This is a genomic window from Vibrio sp. 10N.261.55.A10 (assembly GCF_041470825.1).
GTDB classification, from domain to species: Bacteria; Pseudomonadota; Gammaproteobacteria; order Enterobacterales; family Vibrionaceae; genus Vibrio; species Vibrio crassostreae_C.
On the sequence record NZ_JBFRNC010000027.1, the window covers coordinates 62074 to 82088 of the forward strand.

Sequence of the window (20015 nt, forward strand, 5' to 3'; positions counted from 1 at the left end):
TGGTGTGTTTTACAAAGGCATGACTCGGTTACGGCCAAGTGATTTCGCTTCATAAAGTAGCTTATCAGCACGTTCAATCAGCGATTGAGCTGATTCGCCGGGTTCAAGTTCAGCGACACCAAACGATGCAGTGATACTGCCGACTTGTTGACCACTGCGGCGATCTTTAATCGACAGCTTTTCTAGAGAGCGACGATTGGTATCAGCGAGTTGACGAGCAATACGCAAAGACTTGTTAGGCACAATCAGCGCGAACTCTTCACCACCAAATCGATAGGCAGAAATACCTTCACGGCAACTTAACTTCAGCTTGCGAGCGATCGCTTTAAGCACCATATCGCCAAACAAGTGGCCATAGGTGTCGTTGAAATTTTTAAAGTGGTCGATATCGAGAAGAATCAGACACAAAGATTGTTGTGCTTCACACAGGGTTTCTATGTCACGGTCGAAAGAGCGACGGTTATAGAGTGTGGTTGTACTATCGAAAAGCGCATCTTTCTGAACTTCTACTAACTGGGTTTTTAGCTTGGTGATCTCTGAGGTTGCAGAGTTTAGCTGAGAGTTTAAAAACTGAGTAGAGTGACGAATATGACGGGATTCAGACACCAGCTGTCGAACTAAGGACATGACTTCATCAATAGATAGGCTTTCATTATCAACACGAGCCAAGTCCTCGAAGCTTTTATCGATCATGTCAGAAAAAGCGGAGGTGTCGGTCAGGGTGTCATTCATTGAATTGGAAACTTCAGAAACTAACAGTTCCAAATTAGCGCGAAGGTCATTGATATTGGTTTCGGATTTGCTGGCAACATAATTGTTGTATAGCTGCTCACCAACGGCAGGAGGACAAATACCGTAGTGTTCTAAAATACCATCCATGTCTTGAGTCAGCTGGGGAATAGCGTTATCGACATAGGTGTACCAAAGTGCGTAATTTGCAGGTGTCGTTGACACCCTGTTCTTCATCATAAGAGGCACCGCTTTTTTTAGATTTGCGGTGGATTTCTGAAATTCGTCTTTGTTCATTATTTTTACTGCAGATACCAAAACAACTAAGCCACTTGCGAACAAGGTTAGCGGATTTCGAAGGTCTTTGCTTTAAAAATTATATGATTAGTGGATGAGGGTTGGATAAATAACTCATTTTTATTATGAATATCGATTGCGTATTCATAAGCGTAATCTAATGGATTGTTCTTTAACCATATTTGGGCTTATCAAACTTTCGGCGTAGCGTGAGTTAGTATCAAAAGATTGCTGAGAATTAAGTGTTGTCTAGGGAAGTGCATACAAAAAGTGACGTAAATTGATCGTTGAGCTTTAACTGAGAAAGTCTAGGTTGAGGACGCTTGGCTGGTGATTTGCATTTGTTCAGAGTTTACGGGGGAAAGCCTGTATCGAGAGGGGAAATGTTTATAAGCAGGCATAAAAAAGCGCCGATAAAAATCAGCGCTTTAAAATTCTTTTTAGCTATAAGAGCTAATTATTGAGCAACAACGTTTGCTGCTTGTAGGCCTTTTTGACCATTTTCAACTTCGAAAGAAACCTTTTGGCCTTCTTTCAGAGTTTTGAAGCCTTCAGAAACGATTGCACGGAAGTGTACGAATACGTCAGCGCCGCCGTTGTCTTGAGAAATGAAACCGAAACCTTTCTCTTCGTTAAACCATTTTACAGTGCCAGTATTTGTGTTAGACATAATTTGTCCCTTATTCATAAATTTTCTAAGTTGTTGATTGCATTTAATGCAATGCGCTGATAATTGAATTATTTAATATTGCTAAGAAATAAGGAAAAACTACTTACAAAAACGGGTAACGATTTTACATGTCAATTTTTTACTATTCATCTAACTTAAATAACTCCGGCTAACAGAGCGAGAGCATGTTAACACAGTCTTTTGAGATGTACACGCATTGCTTAAGAAATTTGTGCTTTTTTTGTCATACCGTGCGAATGTACAAGATTTACACTGATTTAGTGATAGTTTTGTCGCTTCGTCCAACACAACAAAAGGAAGCATCTCAGCTTCCTTTTGATCATTAGTATAGACGATATTAACGCTTAAAGTTGATATCTTCAGTTTGATCTAAATTTATTTTTGTTTTCGCTGGTTGAGTCTCTGCAATCACCTTACCGTGGCGTATTGAGTACTGCACTGGTACTTGGCGGCGTACTGCATCAAAGCCATTGTCAGCAGGAAGAATCAGCAAGCTACCTGGCTTACCTTCTTCGATACCGAAGTTGTCTTGAATGTTCAATGTGCGAGCAGAGTTCTTGCTGATCAAATCAAGTGAGTTGTTGATTTGGTCGTAGCCCATAACCTGTGTTACATGCAGTCCCATGTGCAGAACTTGAAGCATGTTCGCTGTGCCCAGTGGGTACCATGGGTCAAACACATCATCGTGGCCAAAACAAACGTTGATGTCTGCTGCTAGCATCTCTTTAACGCGCGTTACACCGCGGCGTTTCGGGTAATCGTCGAAACGGCCCTGTAAGTGAATGTTCACTAGCGGGTTTGCCACGAAGTTGATACCTGACATCTTCAATAGACGGAACAGGCGAGATGTGTAAGCACCGTTGTACGAACCCATTGCAGTGGTGTGGCTAGCAGTTACTTTCTCGCCCATTTCAAACTTATGAGCAAGGGCTGCTAATGTTTCCACAAAGCGAGACTGTTCGTCGTCGATTTCATCACAGTGAACGTCGATCAGACAGTCGTACTTGCGTGCAAGCTCGAACACATAATGCAAAGATTCAACCCCGTATTCACGAGTGAATTCGAAGTGAGGGATAGCACCGATAACGTCAGCGCCGATCTTCACTGCTTCTTCAAGCAACTCTTTGCCGTTAGGGTATGAAAGAATACCTTCTTGAGGGAATGCAACGATCTGGATGTCGACCCACTCTTTCATCTCTTCACGAACTTCAACCATCGCTCTTAACGCAACGAGTGTTGGGTCAGACACATCAACGTGTGTACGAACGTGTTGAACACCGTTAGCTATCTGCCATTTCAGTGTTTGCTTGGCACGAGACTTTACGTCTTCGATTGATAGCAGTTCTTTGCGCTCAGCCCAACGCTCAATACCTTCAAACAAAGTGCCAGAGATGTTCCAGTTAGGCTCACCAGCAGTTTGAGTAGTATCTAGGTGGATGTGCGGTTCACAGAAAGGAGTAACTGCAATGCCACCTTCAGCATCAAGGATGTCGCCTTGATGATTGATTTGCGCGCCATTATCGAGAATGCGAGAAAATTGACCATTTTCAATCAGAATCTGTTTCAAGCCTTCTTGGTCTTGAAGTTTCGCGTTCTTGATTAATAAGGTTGTCATAGTGTGTCCTTAAGCGGCCTGAGATTTCAGAGCTTTTTTGTTCAATAGAGGATTAAGCACGAGGTAACTGATTGCACCACCTAACACTGCGTTCAAAGGAACAACGCCAGGTAGGAAGTGACCAGCGGCTACGCCTGTTGCTACCGCGATAATGCCAGCCCAGTTAACGGTTTGGAACTCTGCATTTGCAAAATCTTTGTAACGTTTACGGTTCGCGAAGAAGTCGGCGATGATTACGCCACCAATTGGTGGAATCGCCAGCGAAAGGAAGGTTAACCAACCAACGAAGTTGTTGTATAACCAAAGTGCGAAAATCGTACCGATAATGCCGTTAATGATTGACATTGTAGTACTTGAGCGACCAGTGATGTTAGATAAACCCAAACCGGATGCATAAAGTGCATTTTCATTGGTTGTCCAGATATTCAAGCCAAGCACGATGATGGCTGGAAGCAGCAGACCTTGCGCGATCATCACATCTGAAATATCAGCCTGACCGGTTGCTGCTGCTCCTGCTGCGCCGAAGATAAACATCAGCGAGTTACCGATGAAGAACGCAACCATAGTAATTAATACTGCGCTTGCTGGCTTTTTACCAAAGCGAACGAAATCGGCCGTTAACGTACCCGCACTTACGAACGAACCTACAACCATTGCAAGAGCCATTGAAAAGTCCATTGGCGTCTCTGGTTTAATAAGTTGCAATTGCTCTAGTCCACCAACACTGTCTACCGCAGTCAGTACTGAGTAACCACCCAGAATCGCAATCGCAGGCACTGCAATCGCTGAAAGCACCATTAGCGCTTGAATGCCGAAGTACACTGTACCCGTCATCAATAAGCCAGATACGATAATCAAGGTGTTGGTATCAATGCCCGTTGCTTTTTGTACTGGAATAGCAAACATCGCAACACCCACACCAAACCAACCGACTTGTGTACCACCAAGTAAAGCAGAAGGAAGCCATGAGCCTTTAGTACCGAAAGAGAAACGAGCAAGGAGGTGGGTAGAGAGGCCAGTAGATGAGCCGATGTAGCCAAGAAAAGAAGTGTAAATACCGAGGATTAGGTTACCGATGAGAACGGCGAGGAAGAAATCGTTGAATGAAAGACCTGTCCCGAGTGAACCACCTGTCCACATACTTGCAGAGAAGAAAGTGAGTCCAAGCATTACCATGGTGAGTGAAGCGACTCCTTTCCTAGCCGATGTAGGAACCGGCCCTAGACTGTAGTTATTATCAGCAGCCATTTTTTACCTCCGCAAATGATCAAAATTAAAATTAACGGTCGCCGTATTGCAGGCAAACTTGCGCATTATGGTGATATAAATCACATAGTCAATGCTAATTTTGTCAATAATTGCCCATAAAAACCAGTTATTGCAGTAATTATCTTGTAAAACATATGGTTATTTTCTGTCTTTATTTAAAAAAAACAAATAGAAAACGTTTTCTATAATGCGTTGGTTATCTGCTGTTCTTGGTTGGCTATGAATGCTTATTATTATACGTCTGAATGGGTGTCTGTATCGAAAAAGAGGGCGGTTGGCCAAACTGCAGGCAAAAAAATAGCCAATCGCAATAATCGCAATTGGCCTATATATTTTGTGAACAAGAATAGGTTCACTAACAACGTCAGTTGGCTAGGTGACCCTCGGCTTAAGAAGGGTCAATATATACATTGCAGTTAGTGTGCCAACTTTTAAAACCACGTAAAACGGCAGTTTTATAGCAATCTGGTGCGTATTTGAGCGTTTAATTTGCGTTTTTGAAATACCCAATTGCAAAATGCAATTGCGATTTGCAACTTTAGAGTGTTTATTCGTTTTTCGGGTTTGTGTTCTTTCTGGCGACGAATGGTGAAATAAACAAAAAGCCCGTGCGATCTAAGAGCGCACGGGCTTGGGTATTGTTTCACCAATAGGAAGTATTAGATGGAGTAGAAGAAGTACAGTTGAGACTTCATTCTAATGATGATCCCGCGTATTACGTCTAGGAACGCCATAAAGCTGATAGGCTTCTCACCGCTTACCCACGCTAATCCGACAGAGCCAACAGGAATATCGTAACCCTCTGCCTCATCAATTTTTAAACGAACAAAGTGGTGCTTGTTCTGAAGGTTTTTTCCTGTGGTAACACGAACCTGCTCATCGATACCCAGCAAACTTGCTTGCGCTTCACCAGTGGCTTCTACAATGCCTTCTACGGTTGCAGAGAACACTTTTCCTGGGTATACCGCTGTCGCAAATTCCGCAGGTTGACCGACCTTAATATTACGAATCGCTTGGTGGTTAACTCGCATCAGCACGTACTTCTCTTCGGTATACATCTGGATACGAGGCATCATTGAAACACGCTGACCTTCACGAAGAATAAAGTTCGTTACAAAGCCGTCAGTCGGTGCCGTGACTTTGGTGCTGTTCAAGTCCCATTGTGCTTGTGCCAGTGTTGCCTTTGCTGAATCGACCTCAGTTTGCTTCTTGCTCACATTGGTTTCAGCTTTGTGGATGTTCAACTTCGCATTCTCGGCATCGACTTCTTTCTTGCTAAGCTGAGATTCCAATGTCGTAACGTTATACGTCGCTAAGTCTACCTTTGCTGTTTGTTGGTCGATGTCAGTTTCAGTGATCGTATGTTCTACCACTTTGTTTTGCTTCTGGTAACGATCAAGCGTCTTTGACTGCAGTACTAAGTCTGTTTTAGCCGAATCTATTTGTGCGACTGAAGCTTTGATGTCTTCAAGCGCCGATTGATAGCTGACTTTTGCAATGCTCACTTCTTGACGAGCTGTGTCTAAAGCGACCTCTGCAGACTCAAGTTGAACGCTGGCTTTGTCTCTTGCGATGACATATTTAGTGTCATCAATTTCGTAAATTAGCTGTCCTTCAGTCACATCCTGGTTTGGGTCGATGTGGACTTTGGAAGTTTTTCCCGACACATTAGTTGAATCGGGACGCAGCTGAATATGTGGAGACTGAACCACTGAGCCTCCCGATAGATCCATCGGAGTAAAATTGAGTAGGCCAACCCATACAAACAGCAACCAAGATGTACCCCCTAGGTACGCAAACGCCTTGGTGCCTTTGTTCCAAGGCATACCAACAAGTCTGAGTAAGTAAATGAACAGTGCCCAAATTGCCAAGCCTTCTAACATGTTTGGCTCTCCTCATCTTGCTTGTCGGAAGTTGTTTGCTCCTTGGTTGTGGTCGGTGACTTCCATGTGTCTCTTAGATTGATGATGGCTTTTTCCATATCAACGAAGGCCAAAATTACTGCTAGTACCCATACCCAGTGCCATACAAAACCAATCCATGTTAATGCGGTGATCAAACCGAGTTGTTGATGCTCTTTACTGTGAGCCTTGTTGATTGGTAATTCATGCACACGCCAGAAGCCGTAACATGCAGCAGCGATGGTTGCGACTAACACTACGCCTGCAACTACGTGTAGTGCGGTATCTGCGCCTGTTCCGACAAATGGGACACTAACTAAACTCATTGATATACCCTAGGTTAAATTGAGCACCGAGTGTTATTGATATCAGATTTAGAAGTTGATAATTTACCAATTACTTTAATAATGATGTCATTATGATTTGATCTGTAATAGTGACTTCTAAGTATGGTGGCTAATGAACAATTGTAACTTCTTAAGAGCATTGGGTATTTTGGGTATTTACCAATACGCAACGACTAATAAGGCTGTGAATACTGAGCAATTAGGTATTCCTAAATCGGTGTTTAATAACCCGATGAACCTTATCCCCGTAAGTGAAGTGGACAAATGGTATGGCTTACTTGAACAACAAACCGGTGATTCCGATATTATCTTGAAGCTGGCTGATAGAGTGGATATTGAAAGGCTAGGTCCTCTCTCTAACTGGTTTTTCTCGGGGCACGATCTGGCGTCGTCTATACGCCGAGTTAACATCGGGTTGCACTGTTTGCAGTCCGGGGCTTTTCTATATGGCGCTCAAGTCGGTAATTTCATCAAATGGTGCTACGACAATCCTGCTTATACTGAGGTGGGTAAAGTTCATGACTCAATTCGAGTTGCCATCTTTATGATGAAGATATTAAGGCGTTACTTGGGAGACGACTTTACTCCCGCAGCCGTCTCTATCGCAGGTTATCGCGAGAACACTCAACTCTATCAAGAGTATTTTGGGTGCAATATTCAGTGGGGCCAGCCACGAACTGAAATCTGGATACCAAGCCAGTCGAGGTTATCGAGCAATCAAGCCCCTTCTAGCGGCAAGATGAGCTTGGCAATGAACTTTCATGACTTAGATAATTACCTCAACATGCCTGATGCCGCGGATGAGCATAAGGTGACCTATGAGATGATCAATTACAGTCGCCATTTCGGCCTGCCAACACTGCATAAAGTGTCGAGTTTGCTTGGGTTATCTGAACAGCAATTTCAACGTCGATTGCATAACTTAGGCATCAACTTTTCTACCATTATGGGCTATGCGTTAAGTAATGTGGCGGTGGAGTTGTTGATGTATTCAGTGCCAATAGATAAAGTCGCGACGAGGCTCGGCTATACCAATGTCGCGAGCTTTAATCGGATGTTTAAGAAACATCGAGGTTTGACACCCAAGCAATATGTTGAGCGCCTAAAAACTGGCCTGTAACTATTCAGAGCTAACTTATGGTTCGTTTATGGATCAGGCTGGACAAGTAAACCATCCCCCAAGTACTCAAAATGAAAGGGGTGGTGAGTGGTAACAGTGACAGTTCATGAAAACCAAGTGTGATGAGACAGCTTAACAGCATGCCTAATAGGATTAACGGCCAACGGATTCGCGGATAGGGCACAAGTGCTAAAGTGGCAAGAATGGCGTTGTACCCGTAAAGACCTTGGGCTACCAGTTCGTTAGAAGCGCCAATCAACCCGCTAAATACGGTGCTAATTATTACTGCGAGCATAACCCAAATGGCATGCTTGATATTGTTGAGTGCGATGGCGACTAAGATAACGAGCCCCGACAACGCATTTTCGATGAAGCTGACTTGGCTTATCCCTTTTAACAACGGGATCACCACTGTCGGCAGGTTGAACCACGAGTTAGCCTCAATACTGATGAGTGGCATCAGTGCGGAATCAGGTGCAGAAAACGCTGACAGCTCAAAGGTTGATTGGATAATATAAATCAGCCAAGTGGTGAGGATAAAGGCGCTAGTGTAACCGCGATATTTCTCAAAACTGAATACGATGTGGGCAATCGGCACCGTGAGTAATGCACCTAACGCAGTCACTAAAGCCAATAATGGTGTCACACCAAAAAAGTTACCGATAAATAAACCAATCAAAGCGCCATTTAGCGCGTACATTCCACTATCAATGTCGTCAACTGACTTGTTGGTGTTGGTGTTGGTGTTGGTGTACATATAGCCATAGAAAGCTAATGCATAGCTGCAACTGGCGCCAAGTAAGGTAAGAAAAGCCAGCGCCAGTGACTCAATAGAAATGGCAAGCAACAGCAAAGTCGACGTCATGATAGACGGTGTGAAATAGACTTGCCCAATGCCATTGAGCAAGCCTTGAAACGGCAGAATATCCTTGTTCGTTTTCATCGTCTGATTACATTATTGAGTCATGTTAAATTTTTGTAATTCAGATTGTATACAATTTTATCAAGTTCACCATCTTCGAGTGTTAATTCTGATACCAGCGTTCACCATAAGCTTGTTGGTAATCTGGTGTTTCAATGATGCCTTCTTGTTCTGGAACGGTTTCTAACGGCCCAACAACAGTTCTATAGGGTAATACGCCAGCCCAAACTGGAATGTCCATATCGGCTTTATCATCATTCACTCCATGTTTACCAATCTTCACGGAAGCTTCTGTTAAAGGTATCGCCAACAACTCGGTCGCAGTGAGTTCTTTTTCATTACTGAGCCTCACTTCATCGGTTCTGCCTGGTGCGATTTGCTCAATAAAGATATTCAACAAGCGATCCTTTTCTTGATTGTCATCGATGACTGAAAATGACCCCAATACCACAGCAGAACGATAATGCGCACTATGATGAAATGCCGAACGAGCCAGCACCCAACCATCGAACAAGGTGAACGTTAAACAGGTTGGTTCTCCCTTTTTTAGTCCTTTTAGTAGGCGACTGTTTTTAGCTCCATGAATGTAGACTATATCACCCACTCGCCACGCGAGCATCGGGATGACCATTGGTCCTTGTTCGCCCTGCAATGCAATGTGTGCGATTAAGCTCTCATCAATAATTTGGTGCAGTTTCTCTTGTTCAAATACGGCTTTGTGAGCCCCTTTTTTAATCGTGGTTCTTTTCGTGTTAGATAACATAATCGCTCCTTAATCATTGCCTTTTGATTAATGTAGCGATTAACTGGTCTATTAAATAGAGCCACTTTTAAACACTATTTGGATCCAGTTATGCAGCCTATCGATGTCGGTGATCTACAGTTAGACGAACAACACGGCACGCGTCAAACCGCCTTGTTCCACGCGATAAGAGAGAAGATCGTTCAAGATTTATGGAGCAAGGGCAGTAAGTTACCTTCAACACGTAAGTTGGCTGTCGAGTTATCGGTGAGTCGAAATACGGTGATTTATGCGTACGAACAACTGGTTACTGAAGGCTATATCGAGAGTAAGCAAGGCTCAGGGTTTTATGTCTCGGTTGAACAACCAGAACACTTTCTAAGTTTGTCTAAGCCAAACAGTGTTCAGGATCCGAAGGTCAAACAAACAGTCAGTAAACCGAGTACAAACATAGCGACACCTAACGACATTAACCGCAGCTTTGCCCCAGGAGTTCCTGACTTAGATGCGTTCCCTTTTGCGAAATGGCAGAGGTTGCTGCAACGTCACTCTACACGTCAGAACATTGCGGGCAATCAAGAGGTTCAGGGAAGCTCAGCCTTGAGGGAAGCGTTGAGTGGGTATCTTGCAAGCAGTCGTTCCGTTCATTGTAATGCCGACAGAATCATCATCACCGCAGGTGCGCAGCAAGCCATCTCAATCGGATTAATGGCAACGTTAGCGATGGGCGACAAAATCCTCGTGGAGGAACCCGGTTATCGACAAGTACATAAAATTATCGATCTGTTGAGACTAGAGTTAGAAGGTGTAAGTGTGCGTGAAAAGGTGGGGTTGGATATTGAGAAAGTGTTGGCCAGTAATGCTAAGGCTCTGTATGTCACACCGAGTAACCAATACCCAATGGGCACGACTTTAAATACTGAGCAACGCCTTAAACTGATCGACTGGGCCAATCAACATCAGTCATGGATCATTGAAGATGACTATGACAGTGAGTTCCAGTTTGCTCATCGCCCTTACACCAGTATGCAAGGCTTAGCGGGTAAACTCGGGTTTGATGAACGAATCATTTATGTTGGTTCGCTGAGTAAAGTCATGTTCAACGGACTCCGCTTAGGTTACTTAGTGGTGCCAGAAAGTCTGGTAGCGAAGTGTCTTGAGATCAAAGACGCGCTTACTGGAGACACGGCGTCCCACACACAGGAAGCTTTGGCGGATTTTGTTCGAGAAGGCGACTTGCTGCGTCATATTAGAAAGATGCGTCGGTCATACAAACTCAAGTATGAAGCCATGATAGAAGCGATTGAAAGCGAGTTTAACGGTGATCTTGAAGTGATCAGTCAGGCAGCAGGGCTACATGTGACCGTGAAGTGGTATCAAGGTATATCTGAGACTGAATGGAGTCATAGAGCTGAGCTTGAAAATATCATCATTCGTCCGTTTGATTTTTATGAATATGGATCAAGTGATGCTCGTGATTGGAGTGGGGTGGTGTTGGGGTTTGGAAATATCCGATTGGCTGACATAAAGCCGAAGATCAAACAGATCGCTCGGCTTTTTTATCAGTAATATTGGTAGGGCTTGTTTACCATTTTCTGATTCATCACGAATCGAGTTACAACTTGTCGATAGAGACGGTGGGTTTACCTTTACCTAGCCACTTCCGCCAAGGGAGTGACAATGTCACAAAAACAGTCACAGCATAGAGCATCGACCAACTTAAACAGATAAACACCAAGGTACAGATGACCAATGAAAGCATGGCAGTGTATCTAGATGCGCCTGTTAGTAATCGGCAAGCGGCTAACATTGCGAGCAGATAAACCAGAACAAAAATACCGTTGGCGAGCTTGAGAAAGAACTCAAGGTCTAAATTAGACAGCTCACCAATCACACACGAAATAAGCACGACAAAGCCAATTGCTAACGTTGGGTAGAGCGGTACGCCGCGGCTGTTCAGTTGAGCCATTCGACTTGCAGGGCTGTGTTGGCGGGCCTGAGCCCAGATCATCCGAGACAGGCTTTGTGTGTAAAGGTTTAGGCTGGCAAAGCAAGCAAAGAACCCCAGCACGCTGATGACGGTTTTGAAGCCATTACCAAACAGTTGTTCTGTTACCCAAGGGATGGATGCGGCATCGAATTCAGATGAACCGAAAGCACCCAGCTTAAGAATCACTACTGAACAAGCCCAGTACACTAGCCCCGCAACAAAACAGCCTGCAATGATGGCGATTGGGAAGTCACGTTGTGGATTTTTGAATTCCTCTCCCATGTGAGCAAAAGCTTCTATTCCGACAAAGCACCAAAACATGACAGCTAAAGCAGCGCCGATAGACCACATTGAATTGGATGAGATGGCAGGAAGAGCAACATCGGTTGCCGTGATGTCGGCTTTCCAAACAAAAGCGCTGACTAAGGCAAAAATCGACAATGCGATCACGGTTTGCAGTCGGCCAGAAGATTTACTGCCCATCAAATTGACGGCAATAAGCAGGGCGACGGTAAAGGATTGAGCACCAAGTGGTGTATCGAGAGGTGCGGGTAACAATTGTTGAGCAAAACCACCAGCCAGTGCAATGGCCGCTGGAATACCGACAGGAATAACACTCACAAACAACCACGCCACGCTTGTTTCTAATCGCTCGCTAAACGCCTGGCGCACAAAATAGGCAGTACCACCTGCATTCGGGTAGCGTTTTCCTAATGATGCGAAGGTCAGTGCAATCGGGCAAATAGCGATAAACAGGATTAACCAAGCGAGAAGAGACAACTGTCCTGCAATGCCTGCTGCGATCGCAGGGATCATAAATAATCCAGTGCCTAGCAAGGTCGTCGAGAGTTGTCCGATTCCTGAAATAAGCGTGATTTCTTGTTTGAGTTGTGTCATTCGCTCTCCTAGCTATTTGATTCTGGTCACGGTCTTCCAGTAACTTTCTTCTGGTGTGTGAGAAGTTATGATTGAGAGCATACATTGTTGACATCAATAATACAGCTAGCGAAACGTCGTAAGACACCGTCATTTTAACGGTATTAATCCGATTCAGTGTGAAAGTGTCGGCTGTCAGAATGGCTGTTATAAGTAGGAAAGTTGTGTCAAATTAGGCGTTATAAATAGAACAATAAATGAAAAGAATCAGAAGCATGGATAAATTTGATCGCCAGATTTTGGATATTCTCAAAACCAATGCACGATGCTCAGTGAGCGATATCGCCCGAGATGTCAGCCTCTCGCGCTCAGCGGTGAACGCCAGAATCAAGAAACTGGAAAGCGACAAAGTGATTACGGGCTACTGCGCTCAAGTGGCAGAACCCAACCAAACGAAGAATGTGTGCGCTTATATCTTGTTGAAGTTCGACATGTCGAGTAGTGACCATAGTTGTGAGTCTTACGCGAAACAAATCCAGAGTATTGATGAGGTGCAATGGTGCCACTCTATTAGCGGTGAGACAGATATGATGTTGTACGTGGAAGTGGAAAGCATGGAGAGCTTGAACCGAGTTCGTGATCAGCTGCAAAGTTACCCGGATCTTCGCCACTTAATGACTCATACGGTTTTGACCGAGTTTTTCAACAAACAGAATGCGACGGTGCATTCATGTTAGGCAATATCAACTTAAACCTACTGCGTTCACTGCATGTACTTCTTGAAGAGTGTCATGTGAGCCGTGCCGCCCAACGTTTGCATATCACACAATCCGCGGTGAGCCGTCAGCTCAGCCAGTTACGTGATTTGTGTGGCGACCCTTTGCTGGTCCGTGACGGCAACAAACTGGTGCCGACCAACCGTGCATTGCTACTCAAAGGTAAACTCGACGACCTGCTTGGCGAGTTTGACCACCTGTTAGATGATAAACCCTTCGAGCCGCAAGACTGGCAGGGTGAATTGGTGTTGTCTTCGAGTGATTATGTCGCTCAGTATATTCTTCCTGTGATTGTGGCAGAGGTGTCTGCTGAAGCGCCGAACATTAATTTGGCTTATCGATTGTGGCAGCCAAACTACCTTGAAGCACTGAACGAGTCTGGGATTCATTTGGCTTCCAGTATGTTTCCCACAAAGCCAGAACATGTCTCAAGTATCAAACTTGGTGAAGATAAGTCGGTGTGTTTGATGCGAAAGTCGCACCCGCTGGCTCAACAAGCGGTTTTGAGTGCAGAAGATATTGTTCACTACTCTCACATCAAAGTGACGGGTGGTGGAGATAAAGACAGTTACGCGGACATAGCATTGAAGAAGCAAGGGCTGAAGCGAAGAGTGGCTTTACAGGTTCCGTTCTTTTCATCTGCTGGTACTGTGTTATTGCAAGACGACTATCTGATGATCGTGCCAGAACATATCGCCTATAACCTAGGTCGACACCTCGATACTACCTACTTTTCGTTGCCATTTGATACGGAAATGCATACCTATTGGTTAATGTGGCATCCTAAATATGACAACGACTCTGCCCACAAATGGGCGCGAGAAAAAGCATTCCAAGCCATGCAAAAGTCGAGTTACAATATCAGTATGACTTGAAATCATAGGTGTGATGATAATCTTTGATTTCAAATAATACCTCCTGCGAATTATGGTAAGTGCCAAGTATTGAGTATTAAGCGTAGAGCGTTCAGCTGGAACGCTTTATTTTATTAGGAATGGAATGATGACAGTAACAATTTGGTTTTCTTTATTAGCGATTTGCTTGTTGGGTGCAATGTCTCCGGGCCCAAGCTTGGCGATGATCGCTAAACACAGTTTGGCTGGTGGCCGTATGAACGGGCTTATCGCAGCTTGGTCACACGCTGCTGGTATCGGTATTTATGCGTTCGCAACCATTGTTGGTTTAGCCGTTGTGCTTGAGCAATCCCCAATGTTATTTAAAGGTATTAGCTTAGCGGGGGCTGCTTATCTGCTTTATCTTGGCGTTAATGCGTTACGTTCGAAAGGTGGTGTTGCCGCGAAATTAGAAGCGGGTGAAAAGATGAGTTACATGCAGTCTGCTCGTGAGGCTTTCTTGATCTCTATCTTGAGCCCAAAGATCGCGCTGTTCTTCATCGCTCTGTTTAGCCAATTTGTTGCGTTAGGTAATGAACTGACCAATCAAGTGATTATCGTCTCAACACCGCTACTTGTAGACGGTTTATGGTACACATTTATCACCTTGGTGCTGTCTAGCCCTTTGATTGTTGAACGTATTCGTTCGAAAGCGCAGTTGATTGACCGATTGTCAGGTGTGGTGTTGATTCTGCTTGCTGTGCGTGTGGTGTGGATGATATAGCAGTAAACGATAAGAATAAGTAACTAGGGTCTGTTAACTTTTAGTGGTTAAATTTTGTTCGAGATAGAATCGTTTTAGGCGCGGCAAGGAGTATGTAGCCTAGTCATTCTAAGTTAATACTTCTTAACAAAGCATAAAACGATTCTAGCCGAACCCTTCGGGCAGCCTTTGTGGTTCATTTCTACTGCGTTATCGGCTTCTCATGTAGGCTAGCTACACTTCAAAGCCTCTGCCTTGTAGAAATTTCCCACAAAGTGCTGCAAAAATCAGCTCTAAAGGTCAACAGACCCTAGACGTTCACCAGAAACGACACTCATTAAAAAAGGCTCACTAGACGTTATCTAGTGAGCCTTTTTGATTTCTCTGGATTAGCTTTTGGAAGACTTGAGCTTATTAGCCTTCAGAGTTCAGTACGGCATCTAGCTTCGCCATCGAGTCTGAGAAGTAGGGGTTGTAGGTCAAACGCGCATGGTTCTTCCCTTCTTCACGATAGCCCCAAGCTGAGTACCAAACCTCACTGGTTGCATTGCATTGTTCTTCAAACCCTTCTGCCTGACCATTGGAGCAAATCTTCTCGCTACCATTGATTCCGTAATAAGGGTTGTTTGGTGAGAACAGTAAGCCCATGTGAGAGCCGTTCGAGATGCGTTGCTCTGGGATCTTCATGCTGTACTGAACAGCGCGAGGATCCTCGAGAGTCGTCTCTCCTTGCCAAACCAACACATTGTTTGGATTCGGCATAGATTCAGTAAAGGCTTGCTGAACGTAGTTGGTGTCAATCACGCTGTCGCCTTCACTCATCATAATAAAAACTGGTTTATCGAAGTGTTTATCTTGTAAGTCACCACGTACGACTTCTGATGTCTCGTAGTAAACCGATGCACCATTCATTGGCAACGAGTTGTAACGCAACACATTGTCTTCAGGATCTTGATCCGCCCAAGTGACAAAGTAGCTTGCTAGTCCCGCGTATTGAACGGCAGACGAGCTCGGTTGAAACGCAGGTGAGAACAGCAGTAACCCAGAGATCTTTGGATCGTTCATCGCCTGTGAAGTCACGAGGTTCGCGCCGGTTGAATAGCCGCCTAGCCAAACAGAATCATACTCTTGCTCAAGTAACTTCGTATGATGAGCCACCACACCTTGCCAATCTTCTAGGCTCGGCTGCATTAAATCACCCACGCGACTGCCGTGACCCGGAAGTAATACGGTTCTCACTAAGTAACCTTGCTCTGCCAAATGGGTAGCGATGTCTTTAAATGAGTAAGGTGAGTCGCCTAATCCATGAACCAATAATACCGCCTTGCCGTTTGGCGAGGTTGGTTGATACTCGGTTGGTGAATTGAGTTGGATCTCGAGTTGCTTGTCTTCCGTCATGAACACGCGGTTTTTCAATAACCAATCTTGTGTGTCATTGACGTAGGCATCAAAGCTGTCTTGCTGATAGCTAGGCAAGTCTGGAGATGTTTCGTAAGCGGGTATCGGTGTCTCGTTGGAACAACCAACGAGACTTAAAGTCGTTAAGGCCAGCAGTGCTAGGAGGGGCTTTCTTTGCATTATGTAATCTTGTCTCTGTTGTGCTTTCACTATGTCTGAAACTAAAGTTTAGGTTACTTTTTGCTTGAAAGGTCTTCGTATTCACCTTCAATAACACCGGCATCATTGGTTGATGACTGACGAGTGTTCATATGAGCTGCGAAACCTTGTTTCTTCATTTGATTCTGAATGCGCTTGCCAGTAATTAAAGCTGCAATAGCTAAAGGAATAGCAAGGATCAAGCTTGTGAATAACGCCAAAAGGCCAGTAAACAATGCAACAATCGTAACTAATATATTTTTCATATTCATTCCTCTTTTTCTATGTTGTTACTTTATCGCTTCTATTCTGAACGAAACATGAACGCCGTTAATAAATCTCTGAGAGTCACTATGACACGGATGTGTGCTGTTAGGGAGTTTATATGTAGTCATAATCACGCACTAAAAACATGGAATAAAACTAAGTTTAATAAAATCAATATGTTAAAAGTTGGCACGCTTGATGCTCTATAGGGGTTGGAATAAGTCACTGTAAGCAAAGTACTTACAGTTAATAAAAATTACTGGAGCCCTTATATGTTCTGTATTCAATGTGAACAAACAATTCAAACCCCAACCGTAAAAGGCTGTTCTTTCGCACAAGGTATGTGTGGTAAAACTTCGGAAGTATCCGACCTTCAAGACGTGTTGGTGCATTCTCTTCAAGGTGTTTCTTTTTGGGCCAATTTGGGCCGTGCGTGTGATGTTATTGATACTGAAATCGACGAGTGGGCGCCAAAAGCGTTTTTCGCAACACTAACCAACGTTAACTTCGACCCTGCTCGTATCATCGAATTCGCACAACAGTCCCATGAATTCAAGCAGCGTTTAGAGCAACAGGTTCGCGCGGCAGCGACATTGATTGGTTTTGAGATCCCAGCGCTTTCTGCTGCTGCTCAATTCGACCTTCCAACGGACTCTTCAGAGCTATTGGCGCTTGCCCCTCAAGCGGCGGTAAACCGTGGTCACGACTCTCAACACGAAGATGTGATTGGTCTTCGCCTTCTTTGCCTATACGGTCTAAAAGGTGCAGCAGCTTACATGGAGCACGCACGTGTTCTTGGTCAAACTGATAATGCTATTTTCGCTGAATACCATGAAATCATGGCGTTCCTAGGTACAGATCCATCAGACCTAAAACAACTGTTAGATACGTCTATGCAGATCGGCTTAATGAACTACAAGGTCATGGAAATGTTGGATAAAGGCGAGACAGATACCTTCGGTCACCCTCAACCAACAACCGTGAATGTGAAGACGAAGCGAGGTCACTGTATCCTTGTTTCTGGTCACGACCTGCATGATCTAGAAAAGATCCTTCAACAAACGGAAGGCAAGGGCATTAACGTTTACACCAACGGTGAGATGCTACCTGCACACGGCTACCCTGAACTAAACAAGTACCCACACCTTGCGGGTAACTACGGCAGCGCTTGGCAGAACCAGCAAAAAGAATTTGCGAACTTCCCAGGTGCGATCGTAATGACATCTAACTGTCTGCTTAACCCAGATGTGGGCTCGTACGCTGACCGCCTATTTACGCGTAGCATCGTAGGCTGGCCGGGTGTTGCTCACCTTGAAGGTGACGATTTCAGTGCAGTGATCGATTGTGCTCTTGCGCAAGAAGGCTTTAAGCATGACGAGATCGAGCAAATGATCACTGTCGGTTTTGGTCGTAACGCCTTGATGGAAGCAGCGCCTGCGGTTGTTGAACAAGTGAAAGAAGGCAACATCAAACACTTCTTCCTAGTGGGTGGTTGTGACGGCGACAAATCTGAACGTAGCTACTACACAGATTTCACAGCTCAAGCGCCAGAAGATTCAGTAATCCTGACATTGGCATGTGGTAAATTCCGTTTCAACAAAAACCAATTCGGCGACATTAACGGTATTCCACGTCTGCTCGATGTTGGCCAATGTAACGATGCATACTCAGCGATTCAGCTTGCTCTTGCGCTGTCTCAAGAGTTTGATTGTGGCATCAACGAACTACCACTAACACTTGTTCTTTCTTGGTTCGAGCAAAAAGCGATCGTTATCCTGCTTACTCTGTTCGCACTGGGTGTGAAAGGTATCTACACAGGCCCAACAGCGCCTGCATTCCTAACTGAAAACCTACTAAAGATTATTCAAGACGAGTTCGACATGCGTTCTATCTCAACGCCAGAGCAAGATCTTAAAACAATCTTAGCGGCTTAATCTAAGCCCACTCCCAAGCCCCGTTGTTGCTGTTCTCTAGGAACGTGCAGCGGCGGGGCTTTCTAGATTTAATTCTTTAGTATCAGTAAGGTGTGTGAACTATGTATGCATGGTCGAATAGCGATTCAATAAATTTAGTGTGTTTAAAGAAATGGCACGAGACGCCAGATACGGTCAGCTTTGAGCTTGGCAGTATTCCACAAGACTTACATTTCAATTTTAAGCCCGGTCAGTTCATCACCTTGGGTTTAGATATGCCGACGAAAACGGATTACCGTGCTTATTCAGTGGCTTCTTGCCCCGAAGATAACCGCCTGAAGTTGACGGTCAAGCGTGTGGAAGGTGGCTTGGTTTCGAACTTTATTGTCGATGAGCTTGATGAAGGTGACGAGGTTTCTGTGTTGAAGCCGGCAGGCGCGTTTAACTGTATTGATTGCATGCCAACGGCGACAAAGAAAGTAACGCTAGTGAGTGCTGGCTGTGGCATTACACCAGTCATAGCGATGGTAAAATATTGGTTGTCTCAAGACAGTGACATCGAGATTGATTTCGTCCACATGGCACGCAACAAGCTTGAGACTATCTACTTTCAAGAACTTCATCAGCTCGATGAATCACATGCGAATTTCAACTTAAAACTGCTGTTAAAAGACAACGAAGGAACAACCGCCCCTCAAGGTCGTTTAGATAAAAACTGGTTGGTGAAACTGAGCCCAGATATCATAGACAGAACGGTTTACCTATGTGGGCCTGTCGGCTTCATGCAAGATATTGAGAGCTATCTGAAAGAGCTTGAGTTCAACATGGATAACTTCTATCAAGAAAGCTTTACTCCTGCTACTCAGGATGCTCAATCAGAAGCGTCAAACGCCGAAATTGCTGACGATACGAATGGTGCTGTTAAGGTATTTGTGCCTGCGTTCGGCGCTGAAGTTGAAGCGGAAACTGGCACACCATTGGCGGATTCATTAGAAAAAGCAGGCGTTCCAATTATTATCGCTTGTCGTAGTGGGATTTGTGGTTCGTGTAAATGCAAAGTGACCAAAGGATCTGTGGAATCAAGCAGCCAAGAAACATTGACGCCAGAGCAGATTGAACAGGGCTACGTGCTTGCATGTTCAAGCTCGATTCAGTCAGATGTTGAGGTTGAGTTATAACAGACGTAAAGCTGTGCAAGAGTGATGAAGACAAGATCTTATTATAGCGATAAAAGTTAGGGCGCTAGATGTAAAAAGGCCACCTAGATCAGTTAGAGAGAGCAGATCTAAGTGGCAACCCTCTTGTTTATACGGGGGAGTAAAACAAAAGGGGTTGCGAAGTCCATACAGACTTCGCAGATATAGTTAT

18 protein-coding genes are annotated in these 20015 nt (G+C 44.5%); 7 read left to right on the forward strand and 11 right to left on the reverse strand.

Annotated elements, in window-relative coordinates:
- Positions 1-9: 9 nt before the first annotated feature.
- The 6 genes from AB4274_RS07615 to AB4274_RS07640 all read right to left on the reverse strand — a co-directional run bounded on the left by AB4274_RS07615 (position 10) and on the right by AB4274_RS07640 (position 6828).
- The gene (locus AB4274_RS07615) at positions 10-1026 is read right to left on the reverse strand and encodes a GGDEF domain-containing protein (protein ID WP_102398619.1); all 1017 of its coding nucleotides are present in this window, start codon (positions 1024-1026) and stop codon (positions 10-12) included.
- 457 nt (positions 1027-1483) lie between these two features.
- Positions 1484-1696, reverse strand: coding sequence for a cold-shock protein (locus tag AB4274_RS07620; protein WP_004740083.1), 213 nt, complete (start codon positions 1694-1696; stop codon positions 1484-1486).
- Positions 1697-2054: 358 nt separating this feature from the next.
- On the reverse strand, positions 2055-3332 hold the full coding sequence (locus tag AB4274_RS07625) for a cytosine deaminase (RefSeq protein WP_017068656.1): 1278 nt from the start codon (positions 3330-3332) through the stop codon (positions 2055-2057).
- A gap of 9 nt (positions 3333-3341) precedes the next feature.
- Positions 3342-4580, reverse strand: a complete 1239-nt coding sequence (gene codB / locus AB4274_RS07630) for a cytosine permease (RefSeq protein WP_032545811.1) — start codon at positions 4578-4580, stop codon at positions 3342-3344.
- 680 nt (positions 4581-5260) lie between these two features.
- Entirely contained in the window at positions 5261-6484 is a 1224-nt protein-coding gene (locus AB4274_RS07635; RefSeq protein WP_017066494.1) for an HlyD family secretion protein, read from the reverse strand.
- On the reverse strand, positions 6478-6828 hold the full coding sequence (locus AB4274_RS07640; RefSeq protein WP_017066493.1) for an MFS transporter: 351 nt from the start codon (positions 6826-6828) through the stop codon (positions 6478-6480). Before AB4274_RS07640 ends, AB4274_RS07635 begins: the two co-directional genes overlap by 7 nt.
- Positions 6829-6961: 133 nt before the next feature.
- Here AB4274_RS07640 and AB4274_RS07645 point away from each other — a divergent pair, with 133 nt between their 5' ends.
- On the forward strand, positions 6962-7969 hold the full coding sequence (locus AB4274_RS07645; RefSeq protein WP_017061786.1) for an AraC family transcriptional regulator: 1008 nt from the start codon (positions 6962-6964) through the stop codon (positions 7967-7969).
- A 10-nt stretch (positions 7970-7979) separates the two neighbouring features.
- Here the strand turns inward: AB4274_RS07645 and AB4274_RS07650 are convergent, their stop codons facing one another.
- Positions 7980-8912: an urea transporter gene (locus tag AB4274_RS07650; protein ID WP_372111542.1), complete on the reverse strand. Its 933-nt coding sequence runs from the start codon at positions 8910-8912 to the stop codon at positions 7980-7982.
- Positions 8913-8994: 82 nt separating this feature from the next.
- Positions 8995-9654: a pyridoxamine 5'-phosphate oxidase family protein gene (locus AB4274_RS07655; protein WP_017061784.1), complete on the reverse strand. Its 660-nt coding sequence runs from the start codon at positions 9652-9654 to the stop codon at positions 8995-8997.
- Between the two features lie 90 nt (positions 9655-9744).
- On the opposite strand from AB4274_RS07655, the gene AB4274_RS07660 reads away from it, so the two are divergent.
- Complete coding sequence (locus AB4274_RS07660) at positions 9745-11202, forward strand: PLP-dependent aminotransferase family protein (protein ID WP_017066491.1); 1458 nt, start codon at positions 9745-9747, stop codon at positions 11200-11202.
- A gap of 46 nt (positions 11203-11248) precedes the next feature.
- Here the strand turns inward: AB4274_RS07660 and yjeH are convergent, their stop codons facing one another.
- Positions 11249-12520, reverse strand: coding sequence for an L-methionine/branched-chain amino acid transporter (gene yjeH / locus AB4274_RS07665; RefSeq protein WP_017066490.1), 1272 nt, complete (start codon positions 12518-12520; stop codon positions 11249-11251).
- A 254-nt stretch (positions 12521-12774) separates the two neighbouring features.
- Between yjeH and AB4274_RS07670 the strand changes: the two genes are divergently transcribed.
- The 3 genes from AB4274_RS07670 (at position 12775) to AB4274_RS07680 (ending at position 14892) form a co-directional block, all read left to right on the forward strand.
- On the forward strand, positions 12775-13236 hold the full coding sequence (locus AB4274_RS07670) for an Lrp/AsnC family transcriptional regulator (RefSeq protein WP_017061781.1): 462 nt from the start codon (positions 12775-12777) through the stop codon (positions 13234-13236).
- Positions 13230-14150 (forward strand): LysR family transcriptional regulator, encoded by a 921-nt coding sequence (locus tag AB4274_RS07675; RefSeq protein ID WP_017061780.1) that lies wholly within the window; start codon positions 13230-13232, stop codon positions 14148-14150. Before AB4274_RS07670 ends, AB4274_RS07675 begins: the two co-directional genes overlap by 7 nt.
- 127 nt (positions 14151-14277) lie before the next feature.
- Entirely contained in the window at positions 14278-14892 is a 615-nt protein-coding gene (locus tag AB4274_RS07680) for a LysE family translocator (protein WP_372111664.1), read from the forward strand.
- Positions 14893-15285: 393 nt separating this feature from the next.
- Here AB4274_RS07680 and AB4274_RS07685 read toward each other — a convergent pair whose 3' ends face one another.
- Together AB4274_RS07685 and AB4274_RS07690 are read right to left on the reverse strand one after the other, a co-directional pair.
- On the reverse strand, positions 15286-16449 hold the full coding sequence (locus AB4274_RS07685) for a carboxylesterase (RefSeq protein ID WP_017061778.1): 1164 nt from the start codon (positions 16447-16449) through the stop codon (positions 15286-15288).
- A gap of 53 nt (positions 16450-16502) precedes the next feature.
- Complete coding sequence (locus tag AB4274_RS07690) at positions 16503-16733, reverse strand: hypothetical protein (RefSeq protein WP_017061777.1); 231 nt, start codon at positions 16731-16733, stop codon at positions 16503-16505.
- A 273-nt stretch (positions 16734-17006) separates the two neighbouring features.
- Here AB4274_RS07690 and hcp point away from each other — a divergent pair, with 273 nt between their 5' ends.
- Both hcp and AB4274_RS07700 read left to right on the forward strand, forming a co-directional pair.
- Positions 17007-18668, forward strand: a complete 1662-nt coding sequence (gene hcp / locus AB4274_RS07695) for a hydroxylamine reductase (protein ID WP_017068651.1) — start codon at positions 17007-17009, stop codon at positions 18666-18668.
- Between the two features lie 101 nt (positions 18669-18769).
- The gene (locus AB4274_RS07700) at positions 18770-19825 is read left to right on the forward strand and encodes a 2Fe-2S iron-sulfur cluster-binding protein (RefSeq protein ID WP_372111545.1); all 1056 of its coding nucleotides are present in this window, start codon (positions 18770-18772) and stop codon (positions 19823-19825) included.
- Positions 19826-20015: the final 190 nt, after the last annotated feature.

Excerpts from the sequence above, each read along its gene's own strand:
- yjeH (WP_017066490.1), bottom strand. The coding sequence starts at position 12,520 with ATGACACAACTCAAACAAGAAATCACGCTTATTTCAGGAATCGGACAA.
- AB4274_RS07700 (WP_372111545.1), top strand. The coding sequence starts at position 18,770 with ATGTATGCATGGTCGAATAGCGATTCAATAAATTTAGTGTGTTTAAAG.
- AB4274_RS07620 (WP_004740083.1), bottom strand. The coding sequence starts at position 1,696 with ATGTCTAACACAAATACTGGCACTGTAAAATGGTTTAACGAAGAGAAA.
- AB4274_RS07685 (WP_017061778.1), bottom strand. The coding sequence starts at position 16,449 with ATGCAAAGAAAGCCCCTCCTAGCACTGCTGGCCTTAACGACTTTAAGT.
- AB4274_RS07635 (WP_017066494.1), bottom strand. The coding sequence starts at position 6,484 with ATGTTAGAAGGCTTGGCAATTTGGGCACTGTTCATTTACTTACTCAGA.
- AB4274_RS07680 (WP_372111664.1), top strand. The coding sequence starts at position 14,278 with ATGACAGTAACAATTTGGTTTTCTTTATTAGCGATTTGCTTGTTGGGT.
- AB4274_RS07645 (WP_017061786.1), top strand. The coding sequence starts at position 6,962 with ATGAACAATTGTAACTTCTTAAGAGCATTGGGTATTTTGGGTATTTAC.
- AB4274_RS07640 (WP_017066493.1), bottom strand. The coding sequence starts at position 6,828 with ATGAGTTTAGTTAGTGTCCCATTTGTCGGAACAGGCGCAGATACCGCA.
- AB4274_RS07625 (WP_017068656.1), bottom strand. The coding sequence starts at position 3,332 with ATGACAACCTTATTAATCAAGAACGCGAAACTTCAAGACCAAGAAGGC.
- AB4274_RS07615 (WP_102398619.1), bottom strand. The coding sequence starts at position 1,026 with ATGAACAAAGACGAATTTCAGAAATCCACCGCAAATCTAAAAAAAGCG.
- AB4274_RS07690 (WP_017061777.1), bottom strand. The coding sequence starts at position 16,733 with ATGAAAAATATATTAGTTACGATTGTTGCATTGTTTACTGGCCTTTTG.
- AB4274_RS07650 (WP_372111542.1), bottom strand. The coding sequence starts at position 8,912 with ATGAAAACGAACAAGGATATTCTGCCGTTTCAAGGCTTGCTCAATGGC.
- AB4274_RS07675 (WP_017061780.1), top strand. The coding sequence starts at position 13,230 with ATGTTAGGCAATATCAACTTAAACCTACTGCGTTCACTGCATGTACTT.
- AB4274_RS07655 (WP_017061784.1), bottom strand. The coding sequence starts at position 9,654 with ATGTTATCTAACACGAAAAGAACCACGATTAAAAAAGGGGCTCACAAA.
- AB4274_RS07660 (WP_017066491.1), top strand. The coding sequence starts at position 9,745 with ATGCAGCCTATCGATGTCGGTGATCTACAGTTAGACGAACAACACGGC.
- codB (WP_032545811.1), bottom strand. The coding sequence starts at position 4,580 with ATGGCTGCTGATAATAACTACAGTCTAGGGCCGGTTCCTACATCGGCT.
- AB4274_RS07670 (WP_017061781.1), top strand. The coding sequence starts at position 12,775 with ATGGATAAATTTGATCGCCAGATTTTGGATATTCTCAAAACCAATGCA.
- hcp (WP_017068651.1), top strand. The coding sequence starts at position 17,007 with ATGTTCTGTATTCAATGTGAACAAACAATTCAAACCCCAACCGTAAAA.